Annotated in this window: 12 protein-coding genes; 1 reads left to right on the top strand and 11 read right to left on the bottom strand. The window is 57.9% G+C overall.

The genetic code is table 11. The features are described from left to right. Positions 1-25: 25 nt before the first annotated feature. From glgP to asd, 6 genes are all read right to left on the bottom strand, one after another. Positions 26-2,473, bottom strand: a complete 2,448-nt coding sequence (gene glgP / locus ACOYA6_RS20800; protein WP_223075735.1) for a glycogen phosphorylase — start codon at positions 2,471-2,473, stop codon at positions 26-28. A 19-nt stretch (positions 2,474-2,492) separates the two neighbouring features. Continuing rightward, a complete protein-coding gene (glgA, locus tag ACOYA6_RS20795) occupies positions 2,493-3,926 on the bottom strand; it encodes a glycogen synthase GlgA (RefSeq protein ID WP_039031492.1) in 1,434 nt (477 codons plus the stop codon). After that, a complete protein-coding gene (glgC, locus tag ACOYA6_RS20790) occupies positions 3,926-5,221 on the bottom strand; it encodes a glucose-1-phosphate adenylyltransferase (RefSeq protein WP_039031491.1) in 1,296 nt (431 codons plus the stop codon). Before glgC ends, glgA begins: the two co-directional genes overlap by 1 nt. 18 nt (positions 5,222-5,239) lie before the next feature. Next, the gene (gene glgX / locus ACOYA6_RS20785; RefSeq protein WP_138370753.1) at positions 5,240-7,213 is read right to left on the bottom strand and encodes a glycogen debranching protein GlgX; all 1,974 of its coding nucleotides are present in this window, start codon (positions 7,211-7,213) and stop codon (positions 5,240-5,242) included. Further along, the gene (gene glgB, locus ACOYA6_RS20780) at positions 7,210-9,396 is read right to left on the bottom strand and encodes a 1,4-alpha-glucan branching enzyme (RefSeq protein WP_039031489.1); all 2,187 of its coding nucleotides are present in this window, start codon (positions 9,394-9,396) and stop codon (positions 7,210-7,212) included. Before glgB ends, glgX begins: the two co-directional genes overlap by 4 nt. Positions 9,397-9,645: 249 nt before the next feature. Then, positions 9,646-10,749: an aspartate-semialdehyde dehydrogenase gene (gene asd / locus ACOYA6_RS20775; protein ID WP_039031488.1), complete on the bottom strand. Its 1,104-nt coding sequence runs from the start codon at positions 10,747-10,749 to the stop codon at positions 9,646-9,648. A gap of 177 nt (positions 10,750-10,926) precedes the next feature. On the opposite strand from asd, the gene yhgN reads away from it, so the two are divergent. Continuing rightward, entirely contained in the window at positions 10,927-11,520 is a 594-nt protein-coding gene (yhgN, locus tag ACOYA6_RS20770) for an NAAT family transporter YhgN (RefSeq protein WP_039031487.1), read from the top strand. A 175-nt stretch (positions 11,521-11,695) separates the two neighbouring features. Here yhgN and ACOYA6_RS20765 read toward each other — a convergent pair whose 3' ends face one another. The 5 genes from ACOYA6_RS20765 to ACOYA6_RS20745 form a co-directional block, all read right to left on the bottom strand. Continuing rightward, positions 11,696-11,857, bottom strand: coding sequence for a hypothetical protein (locus tag ACOYA6_RS20765; RefSeq protein WP_422655317.1), 162 nt, complete (start codon positions 11,855-11,857; stop codon positions 11,696-11,698). Between the two features lie 368 nt (positions 11,858-12,225). Then, the gene (gntU, locus tag ACOYA6_RS20760) at positions 12,226-13,566 is read right to left on the bottom strand and encodes a gluconate transporter (RefSeq protein ID WP_422655316.1); all 1,341 of its coding nucleotides are present in this window, start codon (positions 13,564-13,566) and stop codon (positions 12,226-12,228) included. Between the two features lie 3 nt (positions 13,567-13,569). Beyond that, positions 13,570-14,097 carry a gluconokinase gene (gene gntK, locus ACOYA6_RS20755; RefSeq protein WP_039032525.1) on the bottom strand — a complete coding sequence of 176 codons (528 nt, stop codon included), beginning with the start codon at positions 14,095-14,097 and terminating at the stop codon, positions 13,570-13,572. 126 nt (positions 14,098-14,223) lie between these two features. Further along, positions 14,224-15,219 carry a gluconate operon transcriptional repressor GntR gene (gene gntR / locus ACOYA6_RS20750; RefSeq protein ID WP_039032524.1) on the bottom strand — a complete coding sequence of 332 codons (996 nt, stop codon included), beginning with the start codon at positions 15,217-15,219 and terminating at the stop codon, positions 14,224-14,226. A 99-nt stretch (positions 15,220-15,318) separates the two neighbouring features. Continuing rightward, entirely contained in the window at positions 15,319-16,014 is a 696-nt protein-coding gene (locus tag ACOYA6_RS20745) for a pirin family protein (RefSeq protein WP_039032523.1), read from the bottom strand. Positions 16,015-16,084 lie beyond the last annotated feature (70 nt).

Genomic DNA, 16,084 nt, shown 5'->3' with positions numbered 1-16,084 from the left:
GGCAACTTTCGTTGCCTTTTTGCTTTTACAACCGCACCGGATCAATATGCCAGATCGTCTCGGCATACTCTTTGATGGTGCGATCCGACGAGAAGTAGCCCATGTTGGCGATGTTGTGCATCGCTTTGGTGGCCCACTCTTCCGGCTTGCGGTACAGCTCGTCCACGCGGTCCTGACAATCCACATAGCTGCGGTAGTCCGCCAGCACCTGATAGTGATCCCCGAAGTTAATCAGCGAATCCACCAGGTCGCGGTAACGGCCAGGCTCGTCCGGGTTAAATACCCCGGTGGCGATCTGGGTCAGCACCTGACGAAGCTCTTCATCCTTCTCGTAATAGTCACGCGGCGAGTAGCCCTTCGCACGCAGCGCCTCAACCTCTTCCGTGGTGTTGCCGAAGATAAAGATGTTCTCTTCACCCACGTGCTCCAGCATCTCAACGTTGGCGCCGTCCAGCGTGCCGATGGTCAGCGCCCCGTTCAGGGCAAACTTCATATTACTGGTGCCGGAGGCCTCAGTGCCTGCGGTCGAGATCTGCTCCGAGAGGTCGGCCGCCGGAATGATCAGCTGCGCCAGACTCACGCTGTAGTTCGGGATAAAGACGACCTTCAGCTTGTCACCAATCTGCGGATCGTTGTTGATCACCTTCGCCACGTCGTTGATCAGATGGATGATGTGTTTCGCCATGTAGTAGGCCGAGGCCGCTTTACCGGCGAAGATGTTCACGCGCGGCACCCACTCGGCATCCGGGTCGGCCTTGATGCGGTTGTAGCGGGTGATCACGTGCAGCACGTTCATCAGCTGACGCTTGTACTCGTGAATACGTTTGATCTGCACGTCGAACAGCGCTTTCGGGTTGGCGACCACGTTCAGATGCAGCGCCATCCACACCGCCAGCCGCTTTTTGTTCAGCAGCTTGGCGTCGCGTACCGCTTTATTCACCGTCGGGAAATCAGCGTGCTGCTCCAGCTCGCTCAGCTGGCTTAAATCGGTGCGCCAGGTACGGCCAATGTTCTCGTCGAGCACCTCGGAGAGCGGCTGGTTAGCCAGCGCCAGCCAGCGGCGCGGCGTCACCCCGTTGGTGACGTTGCAGAAACGCATCGGGAAGATTTTTGCAAAGTCGGCGAACAGCGACTGCACCATCAGGTTAGAGTGCAGCTCAGACACGCCGTTGACCTTGTGGCTGATCACCACCGCCAGCCACGCCATGCGCACCCGGCGGCCATTGGATTCATCAATGATGGAGGTGCGGCTCAGCAGGCCGGTGTCGTGCGGATACTGCTCCTGCAACGTTTTCAGGAAGAAGTCGTTAATCTCAAAGATGATCTGCAGGTGGCGCGGCAGGATTTTGCCGAGCATATCCACCGGCCAGGTCTCCAGGGCTTCGCTCATCAACGTGTGGTTGGTGTAGGAGAAGACCTGGCAGGTCACCTCGAAGGCCTCGTCCCAGCTGAACTTATGCTCGTCGATCAGCAGACGCATCAGCTCGGGGATCGACAGCACCGGATGGGTGTCATTCAGGTGGATACAGGTCTTCTCGGCCAGGTTGGCGTAAGTTTTGTGCAGCTGGTAGTGGCGGCTCAGGATATCCTGAATGGTCGCGGAGACCAGGAAGTACTCCTGGCGCAGACGCAGCTCGCGCCCCGAGTAGGTGGAGTCGTCCGGGTAAAGCACACGGGAGACGTTCTCGGAGTGGTTTTTATCTTCCACCGCCGCGAAGTAGTCGCCCTGGTTGAATTTACCGAGGTTGATCTCGCTACTGGCCTGGGCGTTCCACAGGCGCAGCGTGTTGGTGGCATCGGTGTCGTAGCCGGGGATAATCTGGTCGTAGGCCACGGCGAGGATCTCTTCGGTCTCGACCCAGCGGCTCTTTTTGCCTTCCTGCTGAATACGGCCACCAAAGCGGACCTTATAGCGGGTGTTGTGGCGCTTGAACTCCCACGGGTTGCCGTACTCCAGCCAGTAGTCCGGGGACTCTTTCTGTCGGCCATCGACGATGTTCTGTTTGAACATGCCGTAATCGTAGCGGATGCCGTAGCCACGCCCCGGCAGGGCGAGGGTCGCCAGCGAATCGAGGAAGCAGGCCGCCAGACGACCCAGACCGCCGTTGCCTAAGCCGGGGTCGTTCTCTTCGTCAATCAGCTCTTCTAAATCCAGCCCCATCTCTTCCAGCGCGGTTTTGACGTCGTCATAAATACCCAGCGACAACAGCGCGTTGGAAAGGGTGCGGCCAATCAAAAACTCCATCGACAGATAGTAAACCTGGCGAGTCTCCTGTGAGAGCTGGGCGCGGTTGGAGCGCAGCCAGCGTTCAACCAGCCGGTCACGCACCGCAAACAGCGTGGCGTTAAGCCATTCGTGTTTGTTGGCGATGACCGGATCTTTGCCGATGGTGAACATCAGCTTGTAAGCGATAGAGTGCTTTAACGCCTCAATGCTTACCGTGGGAGACGCATAGGAAAAGGGTGCATTCATATCTCTGATTCCAGCGTTGTTACATCAAGCGTTGATAAAGATCGCGGTAGGACTGCGCCGCAACTTGCCAGCTAAAATCCATGGCCATCGCCTGGCGTTGAACAAAACGCCATAAAGAGGGACGTGACCACAACACGAAGGCACGACGAATCGCGCGTAACAGCGACCAGGCATTACTGTCCTCGAAGACAAATCCGCTGGCTATTCCGTCTGCCAGGTTCTCCAGCGAGGTGTCGGATACGGTATCCGCCAGCCCGCCGGTACGGCGCACCAGAGGCAGCGTGCCGTACTTCAGGCCATACAGCTGGGTTAAGCCGCAGGGCTCAAAACGGCTCGGCACCAGGATAACGTCGGCGCCACCCATGATGCGATGGGAGAACGCTTCGTGATAGCCAATCTGCACCCCCACCTGCCCCGGATGCTCGGCGGCGGCGGCGAGGAAGCCCTCCTGCAGCACCGGATCGCCGGCCCCCAGCAGCGCCAGCTGTCCGCCCTGCTCCAGCAGACCCGGCAGCGCTTCAAGCACCAGATCGAGCCCTTTCTGGCTGGTCAGACGGCTCACCACCGCAAACAGCGGCACCTTGTCGTTGACCTTCAGCCCCATAGCAATCTGCAGCTGACGTTTGTTCTCGGCCTTATCTTCCACCGAGTCGCGGTTATAGCGCGCGCTCAGCAGCAGATCGGTCTCCGGGCTCCAGATTTTTTCATCCACGCCGTTGAGAATGCCCGACAAGCGGCCTTCACGGTGGCGCTGGGTCAGCAGCCCTTCCATGCCGTAGCCAAACTGCGCTTCGGTGATCTCCCGCGCGTAGGTCGGGCTTACGGCGGTGATGTGATCGGCGTAGTACAGCCCGGCCTTGAGGAACGAAATCTGCCCGTTGAACTCCAGCCCATGGATATTAAAGAACGACCATGGCAGTTCTATTTCATCCATGTGTTTGGCTAAATACATCCCCTGATACGCCAGGTTATGCACGGTAAAGACCGATTTTGCCGGATGGCCACGCACCGCCAGATACGCCGGGGCCAGGCCAGCGTGCCAGTCGTGGGCATGCACGATGTCCGGACGCCAGAACGGATCCAGCCCGCAGGCCATCTCCGCGCCGACCCAGCCGAGCAGCGCGAAACGCAGCACGTTGTCGGTATAGGCAAACAGGTTAGTGTCGTGGTACGGGCTCCCTGGGCGGTCATAAAGATGCGGGGCATCAATCAGGTAGATGCCCACGCCGTTGTAATGGCCAAACAGTAATGTGATGCGCCCGGCAAAGGTCTCACGGCGGCTGACAATCTGCGCGTCAGGCACGCCGCGACGAATATCCGGAAAAGCAGGGAGAAGCACGCGAGTATCGACCCCACCGGCGATTTGCGCCGCCGGTAACGCCCCAATCACATCCGCCAACCCGCCGGTTTTTAGCAACGGGAACATCTCAGAACAAACGTGTAAAACCTGCATCATCGCTCCTGTTTGATCTGCAGTTTACGCAGCATTTCACGCGTAACCAGCACGATACCTTCTTCTGAGCGGTAGAAACGGCGCGCGTCCTCTTCCGCATTTTCTCCAATTACCATGCCTTCCGGGATGACGCAGGCACGGTCGATAACGCAACGACGCAGGCGGCACGAGCGGCCCACCCAGACGTCGGGTAACAGTACTGACGAATCAATGTTGCAGAAGGAGTTCACCCGCACGCGCGGGAACAACACCGACTGCACCACCACCGAGCCCGAAATAATGCACCCGCCAGAAACCAGCGAGTTCAGCGTCATGCCGTGGCTGCCCGAGCGGTCCTGCACAAATTTCGCAGGAGGCAGAGACTCCATGTGGGTGCGGATCGGCCAGTTATGGTCGTACATGTCGAGTTCTGGCGTTACAGAGGCCAGGTCGAGGTTGGCCTTCCAGTACGCTTCCAGGGTGCCCACATCGCGCCAGTACGGTTCTGAATTCGGATCGGACTGTACGCAGGAGAGTGGGAACGGATGTGCATAGGCCATGCCAGATTTGGTGATTTTCGGGATAATATCTTTGCCGAAGTCGTGGCTGGATTTCTCGTCCTTGTCATCCTCTTCCAGCAGCTGGTAAAGGTAATCGGCATCAAAGACATAGATACCCATACTGGCGAGCGACTTAGTGTCATCCCCCGGCATTGAAGGCGGGTTCGCCGGTTTTTCCACGAACTCGATGACTTTGTCGTTTTCATCCACCGCCATAACGCCAAACGCCGTCGCCTCGGCAACGGGCACCGGCATACAGGCTACGGTGCAGCGCGCCCCTTTTTCGACATGGTCGATCAGCATGCGCGAGTAGTCCTGCTTGTAGATGTGGTCCCCGGCAAGGATCACCACATACTCGGCGTCGTAGCGACGAATAATGTCGAGGTTCTGCGTGACCGCATCGGCGGTGCCGCGATACCAGTTTTCGCCGTGTACGCGCTGCTGGGCAGGCAGCAGATCGACAAACTCGTTCATCTCCTCACTGAAGAACGACCAGCCGCGCTGAATGTGCTGCACCAGGGTGTGGGACTGATACTGGGTGATCACGCCAATACGGCGAATACCGGAGTTAAGGCAGTTTGACAGAGCAAAATCGATAATACGGAATTTACCGCCGAAGTGGACGGCGGGTTTGGCACGTTTAATCGTTAAATCTTTTAATCGGGTACCGCGTCCACCAGCAAGAATCAGGGCAACAGACTTCAATGGCAGCTGACGCGCCAACATTAGAGGGTCGTTCTTATCTAACCTAACCATGATCAACTCCTTTTATTATCATCTCTGGAATACACATACACCGTGCGCAGGCCCATGCCAGGCAGTCATAACGACCGGATTATCCTCTCCGGCAAAGGGGGGGATAGCCCGCCACTCCCCTTCGGGTAAAGCAATTTCTGCGACCTCATTGGTGGCGTTGAAGGTGATGAGCCAGCAATCCGAAAGCAGGATCTGCAGGCACGGCACGCCGCTCTGCCACTCGTGCGCGTCCAGGGGTTGCGCCTTTTTATTTAACCAGCGAACATTGCCATCGCCCTCTTCCCACCACTGATTCAGGGTGAGCGCCGGGATCTGCTTGCGCAGATGCACCAGCGCGGCCGTAAAGGCGACCAATCCCTCGTTGGCCTGTTGCCAGTCCAGCCAGGTTAACGCGTTATCCTGGCAATACGCGTTGTTGTTGCCGTGCTGACTGTGGCCATGTTCATCGCCCGCCAGCAGCATCGGCGTCCCCTGTGACAGCAAAAGGGTGGTCAGCAGCGCATGCACGCTGGCGCGCCGCCGTTCAATCACATCCAGATTGCCACTTAATCCTTCAACACCATGGTTAAAACTGTGGTTATTGAAGGTGCCGTCACGGTTTTCTTCGCCGTTTGCTTCATTGTGTTTCTGATTGAAACAAACGCAGTCACGCAGGGTGAATCCGTCGTGCGCCGTCAGCAAATTGACCGACGCAGAAGGCAAACGCCCGTTGCGTTTAAACAGATCGCTGGACGCCGCGAAACGTCCGGCAAAGGCCCCCAGCGACAGATCGCGCGCCAGCCAGAAGCGGCGCGCCGCATCACGATAGTGATCGTTCCACTCGGCAAACAGCGGCGGGAAATTCCCCACCTGGTAACCGCCCGGGCCGACATCCCAGGGTTCAGCAATCAGCTTCACGCCAGAGAGCAGCGGGCAGTTTTTGATGGCCTCAAACAGCGGCGCCTGCTGGCTGTATTCCGGCGTGCGTCCCATTACCGGGGCCAGGTCAAAACGAAAACCGTCGATGTGGAAGGTTTCAACCCAGTATTTCAGGCACGCGTACGCGTAGTCTGTTACCGCCGGATGGCTGAGGTTGAGGGTGTTACCGCACCCGGTCCAGTTGTGATAATCCCCGTCCTCTCTTAACCAATAATAGCTAGGGTTATCAATTCCGCGCAGGGAGAAGGTCGGCCCCTCAAGATCCAGCTCGGCGCTGTGGTTGAGAACGATATCCAGAATGACCTCGATACCCGCTTCGTGTAGCGCCTTCACCGCGTCACGAAACTCATCCCGCGCCCGGTCGGGATGCGAGGCGTAGCGCGGCTCGAGGGCAAACATCGCCATCGGGTTATAGCCCCAGTAGTTGCTGAGGCCGAGGCGTTGCAGGCGCGGCTCGCTGGCGAAATGGGCCACCGGCAATAACTCCAGGGCCGTGATGCCGAGCTGCTTAAAATAGGCAATCATCACCGGATGGCTGAGCGCCTGATAGGTGCCGCGGATCTCTTCCGGGATGTCAGGGTGCAGCCAGGTCAGCCCTTTGACGTGCGCTTCATAGATGACCGTGTTGCCCCACGGCGTGTTGGGCGGGGCATCCTCTTCCCAGTCGTAATGATCGTTGACCACCACGCTTTTCGGCGCGACGGCGGCGCTGTCACGATGATCCGGGGTCTCTTTGCCGCTGTGCAGCAGAACGTCGTCATTCAGCGTGCCATCGACCTGATACGCGCAGGGGTCGAGCAGCAGTTTCGCCGGGTTAAAGCGCAGCCCTTTGGCCGGATCCCAGGGGCCATACACCCGATAGCCGTAGCGCATGCCGGGGCGGGCATGTTCCAGATAGCCGTGCCAGATATCGCCGCTGCGCGCCACCAGATCGTAGCGATGTTCAATGCCTTTGCCGTCAAACACACAGAGTTCAACCCGATCCGCGTGGGCGGAGAAGAGCGTGAAGTTCACCCCCTTCCCGTCGTAGCACGCACCGAGCGGGGCGGGTTTACCGGCAGTGAGTTGCGTCATTCCCCCTCCCGGACCAGCCAGATAGTGGACAGCGGCGGCAGCGTCAGGCTCAGGGATTGTGGACGACCATGGCTCTCCTGCTCGTCGCTCTGCACCAGCCCACCGTTACCCGCATTGCTGCCGTGGTAGTGCATGGAGTCGGTGTTCAGCACCTCGCGCCATTTGCCCGGCTGATTGATGCCGAACCGGTAGTGATGGCGCGTCACCGGGGTGAAGTTGCTGGCGACGATGATTTCGTTGCCCGCTTTATCGCGACGAACAAAGATCAGCACCGAGCGTTCGTGGTCATCCACCACCAGCCACTCAAAGCCGTAATCATCGAAGTCCAGCTCGTGCAGGGCCTTGTGGTGACGGTAAGTATGGTTGAGGTCGCGAACCAGGCGCTGAACGCCGTGGTGCCAGTTGTCGCCCCCTTCCAGCAGATGCCAGTCGAGGCTGGAGTCGTGGTTCCACTCGCGGCCCTGGGCGAACTCGTTGCCCATAAACAGCAGCTTTTTGCCCGGGAAGGCGAACATCCAGCCGTAGTAGGCGCGCAGGTTGGCAAATTTTTGCCATGCGTCGCCCGGCATACGGTCGAGAATCGATTTTTTGCCGTGAACCACTTCGTCGTGGGAGAGCGGCAGGACAAAGTTTTCGGTGCCGTTATAGAGCATGCCGAAGGTCAGCTTGTTGTGGTGATACTGGCGATGCACCGGATCGAGCTTCATGTAATCCAGGGTGTCGTGCATCCAGCCGAGGTTCCACTTGTACCAGAAGCCGAGGCCGCCCATTGAAGGCGGACGGGAGACGCCCGGGAAGTCGGTGGACTCTTCAGCCATCGTCACCGCGCCCGGCGACTGCTCGCCGAGAATGCGGTTGGTGTTGCGCAGGAACTCGATCGCTTCGAGGTTTTCGCGGCCGCCGAATTCGTTCGGGATCCACTCCCCCTCTTTGCGGCTGTAGTCGCGGTAGATCATCGACGCCACCGCATCCACGCGCAGGGCATCAATGCCGAAACGCTCGATCCAGTAGAGCGCATTGCCCACCAGGTAGTTGGTCACTTCCCGACGGCCATAGTTGTAGATCAGGGTATTCCAGTCCTGGTGATAGCCTTCCCGCGGATCGCTGTGCTCATACAGGCTGGTGCCGTCGAACTGCGCCAGGCCAAAATCATCGGACGGGAAGTGGCCCGGGACCCAGTCGAGGATCACATTCAGCCCGGCGGCGTGCGCGGCGTTGATAAAGTAGCGGAAGTCATCCCGGGTGCCGAAACGGCGGGTCGGGGCATACATCCCGGTCGGCTGGTAGCCCCAGCTGCCGTCAAACGGGTGTTCGTTGATCGGCAGCAGCTCCAGATGGGTAAAGCCCATCCATTTCACATAGGGGATCAGCTGGTCGGCCAGCTCCCGGTAGCTGAGCCAGAAGTTGTTATCGGTATGACGACGCCAGGAGCCAAGATGGACTTCGTAAATGGAGATCGGCATATCGAACTGGTTGGCCCGGGCGCGCTCTTCGCTCTGGGCGACTTTCTCCGGCAGGCCGCAAATCAGTGACGCCGTTTCCGGGCGCATCTGTGCCTCGAAGGCATAGGGGTCGGCCTTGATGCGCAGCTTGCCGTGAGCATCGATCATCTCATATTTGTACAGCTGGCCGTTTTGCGCGCCGGGGATAAACAGCTCCCAGATGCCGGTTTCACGGCGCAGGCGCATCGGGTGGCGGCGGCCATCCCAGTAGTTGAACTGCCCCACCACGGAGACGCGTTGGGCATTCGGTGCCCAGACGGTAAAGCGGGTGCCGGTGACGCCGTCCATCGTGTCGGCGTGCGCGCCGAGGGTTTCATAAGGCCGCAGGTGCGTACCTTCCGACAGCAGCCAGGCGTCCATCTCCTGCAACAGAGGACCAAAGCGATAGGGATCGTCGATCAGATTCTGCTGACCATGCCAGATCACGGCGAGCTGATAGCGGAAGAAGTTTTTACGGCGGGCCATCACGCCAGCGAAGAAGCCGCGTGAATCGATACATTCGAGTTTACCGACCTTGCGACCGGTTTTGGGTTCAATCACCCACACTTCCGTTGCGTCAGGTAACAGTGCCCGGACTTCCAGCCCGGCGTCAGTGCGGTGCATGCCAAGTACAGAAAACGGATCCGCAAAGTGACCCGCAATAAGCGCATTAATCACGTCTCTATCAATACGAACAGACATGGTGTTCATCCTGTTTTTTTAGTTGCCGCCCCTTTCGCGCGCCGGGTACGACCTTGATGTGACCTGAATGGAACAGCACACTGTGCATCCTCTCTGTTCCATCCAACCTCCAGGCGGAATATGTGGCATCCCGCATAAAGCATAGCCAACGCTTTATATGACTCCCGAAAAATAATGGATCATTTGCGTTTTCGTCCTTTAGTACGCAAAAAAAGGGGTGATAAATCACCCCTTAGTATTAAGTATTTATTACGCCAGCTGACGCAGCATCCTGCGCAGCGGCTCGGCGGCACCCCATAACAGCTGGTCGCCGACGGTAAAGGCGGAAAGGTATTCTGGCCCCATATTTAGTTTACGCAGGCGTCCAACAGGGGTAGATAGTGTGCCGGTCACTGCCGCAGGGGTCAGCTCGCGCATGGTGATGTCGCGGTCGTTTGGCACCACTTTCGCCCACTGATTGTGCGATGCGAGCAGCTCTTCCACCGTCGGAATAGACACATCTTTTTTCAGTTTGATGGTGAATGCCTGGCTGTGGCAGCGCAGCGCGCCGATGCGCACGCACAGGCCGTCAACCGGGATCACGGAAGAGGTACGCAGGATCTTGTTGGTCTCGGCCTGGCCTTTCCACTCTTCGCGGGTCTGGCCGTTATCCAGCTGTTTGTCGATCCACGGGATCAGGCCACCGGCCAGCGGTACGCCGAAGTTATCCACCGGCAGCTCGCCGCTGCGGGTCAGCTGAGTCACTTTACGCTCGATATCGAGAATGGCGGACGCCGGATTTGCCAGCTCTTGCGCAACGCTTGCGTGCAGCTGGCCCATCTGGGTCAGCAGCTCGCGCATATGACGCGCGCCGCCGCCGGACGCTGCCTGATAGGTGGCAACCGAGACCCACTCCACCAGATCCTGAGCAAACAGGCCGCCCAGCGACATCAGCATCAGGCTGACGGTGCAGTTGCCGCCGACGAAGGTTTTCACGCCCTTGTTCAGGCCATCGGTGATGACATCCTGGTTAACCGGGTCAAGAATAATGATGGCGTCGTCTTTCATGCGCAGCGAAGAGGCCGCGTCAATCCAGTAGCCCTGCCAGCCGCTTTCACGGAGCTTTGGATAAATTTCGTTGGTATAATCGCCGCCCTGGCAGGTCACGATAATGTCCAGCGCCTTCAACGCTTCCAGATCAAAAGCATCCTGCAACGTGCCTGTGGAACCCCCAAAGGACGGAGCAGCCTGGCCGAGCTGGGAAGTGGAGAAGAAGACAGGGCGGATAGCGTCGAAGTCGCGCTCTTCAACCATGCGTTGCATGAGTACAGAGCCGACCATACCGCGCCAGCCGATAAAACCAACGTTTTTCATAGCATTTTTTTCCTGCAGAGGGTGTGTGCTGTTTATGCAAGCCAGTATTGAACTGGGATATGCTTCACATTACAAAATGCTGCCAAAGTCGCAAGCGAAATTAATCGATGATTGCCCGGCTATCAGAAAAAGAGCTAATCATCCGAGAAACCATACAAGTATCAGGGATAACCTACGATGAGCGAAATCATTTCCGCAGCTGTTTTATTGATCCTAATTATGGATCCACTCGGAAACCTGCCTATTTTCATGTCGGTGCTGAAGCACACCGAGCCGAAGCGCCGTCGGGCCATCATGATCCGCGAGCTGCTCATCGCCCTACTGGTAATGTTTATCTTCCTGTTTGCCGGCGAGAAAATTCTCGCGTTCCTGAATTTACGCGCTGAAACGGTCTCGATTTCCGGCGGGATTATTCTGTTCCTGATCGCCATCAAAATGATTTTCCCGAGCAGCGAAGGCAACAGCAGCGGCCTGCCTGCGGGTGAAGAGCCGTTTATTGTGCCGCTGGCGATCCCGCTGGTCGCCGGGCCGACCATTCTGGCGACGCTGATGCTGCTGTCGCATCAGTATCCGAATCAGATGAGCCATCTGGTGATTGCCCTGCTGATAGCCTGGGGCGGGACCTTTATCATCCTGCTGCAGTCGTCGCTGTTTTTGCGCCTGCTGGGGGAGAAAGGGGTGAATGCGCTGGAGCGTTTGATGGGATTGATACTGGTGATGATGGCGACGCAGATGTTTTTGGATGGGATTAGGGCGTGGATGAAGGGGTGACGAACGATCCCCTCGCCCCTTTGGGGAGAGGGTTAGGGTGAGGGGAACATGCGGCTTTCCAGGTCGTTCCGTTCATCCCGGTGCCAGACGCCGGGTGGCGGCTACGCCTTACCCGGCCTACAAAACCGTCAGGCACGAAATGTAGGCCGGGTAAGCGCAAGCGCCACCCGGCTTTTTACAGCAGCACGACACCTTCATCTGTACGCAGCCAGCGCGGTGCTTTTAGCGTATCGCTATAAAAACCAAGCAGTTCCTGGAGTAAATCTCCTGCCACTCTTTCATCATTTTTTGACAGCGATTTGCTCAACAGCAATTGAGTTAAAAGCTGGCAAAACACCCGCAGCGGCTCCCTGGTCCGGCTGAAAATCGCCGAAGCGTTGACTGAAGGCCGGGGCGAGACGCATGGATGCGCCGAGAGGGGGCGACCTACAGGGATGTAGGATCGCCCCCGACCCGATAGCCGAAAGGAATAAGCTGAGGGTACCGCGAAGCGGCGATTTTCTTTGCCGGGAGCCGGGGTGGTCAGGGGGGCGGCGGCAAGCCCCCCTGACACGTTCACGGGTGACGTGGCATACAGAGAAGCAAGGAACGTAAAGTGAACGAAACCACCACCGTTGCCACATGTTCACCCCAGTGCGGGGTGCCAGAAGCCGGGTGGCGCTTGCGCTTACCCGGCCTACGGTTTACGGTCTGGCTTTGTAGCCGCTAGCTCAACAACGTAAACGCAATCATCCCCACAATCGCCCCGGTCGTCCCGAGGATAGTTTCCATCATCGTCCAGGTTTTCAGGGTCTGCGCTTCCGTCGCCCCGGTAAATTTACCGAACAGCCAGAAACCGGCGTCGTTAACGTGCGACACCACAATCGACCCACCCGCGATACAGATAGACAGTGCTGCCATCTGCGCGCCGGAGTAGTTCAACTGCTCAATCACCGGCATCACCAGCCCGACGGCGGTTAAACAGGCCACGGTCGCGGAGCCCTGAATGATACGCACCGCCGCAGCCAGCACGAAGCAGGTCACCGCAACCGGCAGGCCCATTCCGGTGAGCGCCCCACCCAATGCCGGGCCAACGCCGGAATCGACCAGCACCTGCTTGAACACCCCGCCCGCACCGATCACCAGCAGGATAATACCCGCCGGCTGCAGCGCGTGACCGCAGATCTCCATTACCCTGTCTTTCGCCATACCCTGGCGCATCGCCAGACCGTAAATCGCCACCAGACAGGCCACCAGGATCGCGGTGAACGGATGGCCGATAAACTCAAACCATTCATAGGCAGTAGAGCCTTCAGGCACAAAGCGGGCGGCGATGGTTTTCAGCCCCACCAGCACCAGCGGCAGCAGGATCAGCGCGAGGCTAAAGCCGAAGGACGGCATTTTGTTTTCGCCCAGATGCGGCTCGGAGACGTCATCAGGAATGTGCAACTCAACGTAACGGCTGATGAAATTGCCCCACAGCGGACCGGCAATCAGCATCCCCGGGATCGCCGCGCACAGACCAATCAGGATCATCCAGCCAAAATCCGCGTGCATCTGCGAGGCCAGCAGCATCGGCGCAGGCCCCGGCAGCAGGAACGCCGCGGCGGCGGCCACACCGGCAAACAGCGGGATCACCAGCTTCACCAGGTTGGTGCCGGTATGGCGGGCCATGGAGAAGGCCACGCTAATCAGCAGCACCACCGCCACTTCGAAGAACAGTGGCAGCGCGCAGATCAGACCGGCCAGACCAATGGCATAGTGCGCCCGGCTGTGACCGAAGGATTTCAGCATTTTGACGGCGATCTGATCGACCGCGCCGGTTTCATGCAGGATTTTGCCGAACATCGCGCCAAGCGCGACCACAATCGCCAGGAAGCCTAACGTGCCTCCCATCCCTTTTTCCATGGTCGCTGCGATTTTATCGAGCGGCATTCCGGAAAAGAGACCTGCACCAATAGAGACCACCATCAAAGCAACGAAGGCGTGCATACGGGCCTTCATCACTAAAAACAGCAGTAACAGCACGGAGCCGACTGCTGTTAAAACAAGCGTTAACGTACTCAAAACTTACTGCCTTTTGTTAATGACCTCGATGGTGCTTGCTACAACACCGTCCAGCGGTTGATCGATATCCACCACCAGCACATCGCTTTCGTCAGCGCCCGGTTCCTGCAGGGTTTCGAACTGCGTCACCAGCATCTGGGTTTTGAAGAAGTGCCCTTTGCGCGCTTTCAGACGGGTTTCGATCACGTCGAAATCGCCCTTCAGGTAGATAAAGGAGAGATTGGCGTTACCTTCACGCAGCTGGTCGCGGTAGGTCTTTTTCAGCGCGGAGCAGACGATCAGCGACACTTTATTGGTGCGCTGCATGGCAAAGGCGGCATCGTTCAGCGCCTGCAGCCACGGCTTACGATCGTCGTCGTTCAGCGGCTCACCGGAGGCCATTTTGGTGATGTTGCTGCGCGGATGGAGAAAATCACCATCAAGGAACGCGGCATGAATTTGATGCGCCACTTCACTGGCAACGGCGGACTTACCGCTACCGGAAACGCCCATCAGGACATAAACGTGGTGATCAGGATTAGTGGTGCTCAAGGTATGTCCCTCAGTCGATTGTTACGGGTAACAGTTATCGGTAACATTGTCCTGCCGGGGCTATCGAGAAGCAATATCCAAACGTGCGCGAAGTGAATAAGTGTGAGCTAGTTCAAACTTGTCAGGCTAAATAGATCCACCTGGTGACAGCGTGAAACCTAAATCTAACATTTTAGGCGTCACGGTCTCACCGCGAATGCGCGCCAGCAGGCGTTCTGCACCGATACGCCCCATGCGCTCGCGCGGCGTCAGGACGCTCGCCAGACGCGGCTCCATCACCTGGCCGATGTCATGACCGTGGAAACCGGCGATCGCCATATCCTGCGGGATGGAAAGCCCGAGACGCTGGCATTCGAAAGCGGCGCCCACCGCGAGGTCATCGTTGGTACAGAAGATGCCATCAAGCTGCGGATATTCACGACGCGCCTGACGCATCAGCTCAATGCCGGAGGTGTAGGAAGAGGATTGCTCGACCATCACACTGTACGGCGTTAAGTTCGCGTCGAGCATCGCCTGCTCGTACCCCTTCTGTTTGATGATAGTACGTTCATCCAGACGTGCGCCAAGATAGGCGACATGACGATGGCCGCGGGCGATGATCGCCGCCGTCATCTGGCGTGCGGCTTCAAAGTTGTCGAATCCGACCGCGATATCGAGACAGGGTGACTGGCTGTCCATCAGCTCCACCACCGGAATACCCGCCACTTCGATCATCTTCAGGGTGCGGGGGGTGTGGGTACGTTCGGTGAGGATCAGGCCGTCAATGTTCCAGGAGAGCATCGACTCCAGACGCTCCTCTTCCAGCTCCGGCTTGTAGCCGTAGTGGGCGAGCATGGTCTGATAGCCAAAGGCGTCGGTCACGCTTTCAATGCCGCGAAGCACTTCGGCGAAAACCTGGTTGGTCAGGGAGGGAAGCAGGACACCCACCGCGCGGCTGGTAGCGTTGGAGAGAATATCCGGGGCGCGGTTAGGAATATAACCCAGTTCATCGAGAGCAGCGGCAATCTTGCCACGTAACGCCACGGAGACCTGCTCCGGGTTACGTAAGAAACGGCTGACCGTCATTTTAGTCACACCGACGCGATCGGCTACATCCTGAAGTACGGGTCTTTTCTTTTTCATCTTCCTGAGAGAAATCGGTAGCAATAGATTTCCTCAGTTTATCACGGACAAAGACCAACCTTCCCCTGCGAAAGGAGAAGGCTGGAAATTATTTATGATTTAGACCGGCGGCAGGTCGAACAGCAGGATTTCAGCAGCGCTGTCGGCATGCACGGAGATCGCCTGCTCATCCCAGATAGCCAGACCATCGCTGGTGGTGGCTTTAGTGCCGTTGATGGTCACTTCGCCTTTCACCACCTGGATCCACACTTTGCGGTTGGCGGCAATCTGGTGCACAGACTGCTCGTCTTTCGCCAGCGCCCAGCGGTAGAGCTCCATGTCCTGATGCACTTTCAGCGAGCCGTCACGGGCATCCGGGGAAAGCACCAGCTGTTTACCCTGCTGCGCGTCAAAGCGGCGTTGCTCGTAGCGCGGGGTGATGCCTTTCGCTTCCGGAATGATCCAGATCTGGTACAGACGCAGACGGTCGGTTTTGCTTGGGTTGTACTCGGAGTGACGCACCCCGGTACCGGCGCTCATAATCTGAAACTCGCCCGCCGGAACCTGCTCTTTGTTACCCATGCTGTCCTGGTGCTCAACCGCCCCTTCCAGCACGTAGGTCAGGATTTCCATGTCTTTGTGCGGGTGGGTACCAAAGCCCTGGCCGCCATCGATCACGTCATCGTTAATCACGCGCAGTGCCGAGAAACCCATAAAATTCGGGTCGTAATAATCGGCGAACGAGAAGCTGTGCCATGAGTCCAGCCAGCCATGGTTTGCGTGACCGCGGTCGTTTGCTTTGCGTAAGAAGATCATTGTTTTTACCCTCAGTTCGTTTCGATGGAGTAAGTGTGGACGCAATCGACCTGGGATCATAGAGGGTGAA

The sequence above is a fragment of the Leclercia barmai genome (assembly GCF_049312895.1).
Lineage (GTDB): Bacteria > Pseudomonadota > Gammaproteobacteria > Enterobacterales > Enterobacteriaceae > Enterobacter > Enterobacter barmai.
This window is presented reverse-complemented; position numbering and strand designations above follow the sequence as displayed.

Excerpts from the sequence above, each read along its gene's own strand:
- glgP (WP_223075735.1), bottom strand. The coding sequence starts at position 2,473 with ATGAATGCACCCTTTTCCTATGCGTCTCCCACGGTAAGCATTGAGGCG.
- glgA (WP_039031492.1), bottom strand. The coding sequence starts at position 3,926 with ATGCAGGTTTTACACGTTTGTTCTGAGATGTTCCCGTTGCTAAAAACC.
- glgC (WP_039031491.1), bottom strand. The coding sequence starts at position 5,221 with ATGGTTAGGTTAGATAAGAACGACCCTCTAATGTTGGCGCGTCAGCTG.
- glgX (WP_138370753.1), bottom strand. The coding sequence starts at position 7,213 with ATGACGCAACTCACTGCCGGTAAACCCGCCCCGCTCGGTGCGTGCTAC.
- glgB (WP_039031489.1), bottom strand. The coding sequence starts at position 9,396 with ATGTCTGTTCGTATTGATAGAGACGTGATTAATGCGCTTATTGCGGGT.
- asd (WP_039031488.1), bottom strand. The coding sequence starts at position 10,749 with ATGAAAAACGTTGGTTTTATCGGCTGGCGCGGTATGGTCGGCTCTGTA.
- yhgN (WP_039031487.1), top strand. The coding sequence starts at position 10,927 with ATGAGCGAAATCATTTCCGCAGCTGTTTTATTGATCCTAATTATGGAT.
- gntR (WP_039032524.1), bottom strand. The coding sequence starts at position 15,219 with ATGAAAAAGAAAAGACCCGTACTTCAGGATGTAGCCGATCGCGTCGGT.
- ACOYA6_RS20745 (WP_039032523.1), bottom strand. The coding sequence starts at position 16,014 with ATGATCTTCTTACGCAAAGCAAACGACCGCGGTCACGCAAACCATGGC.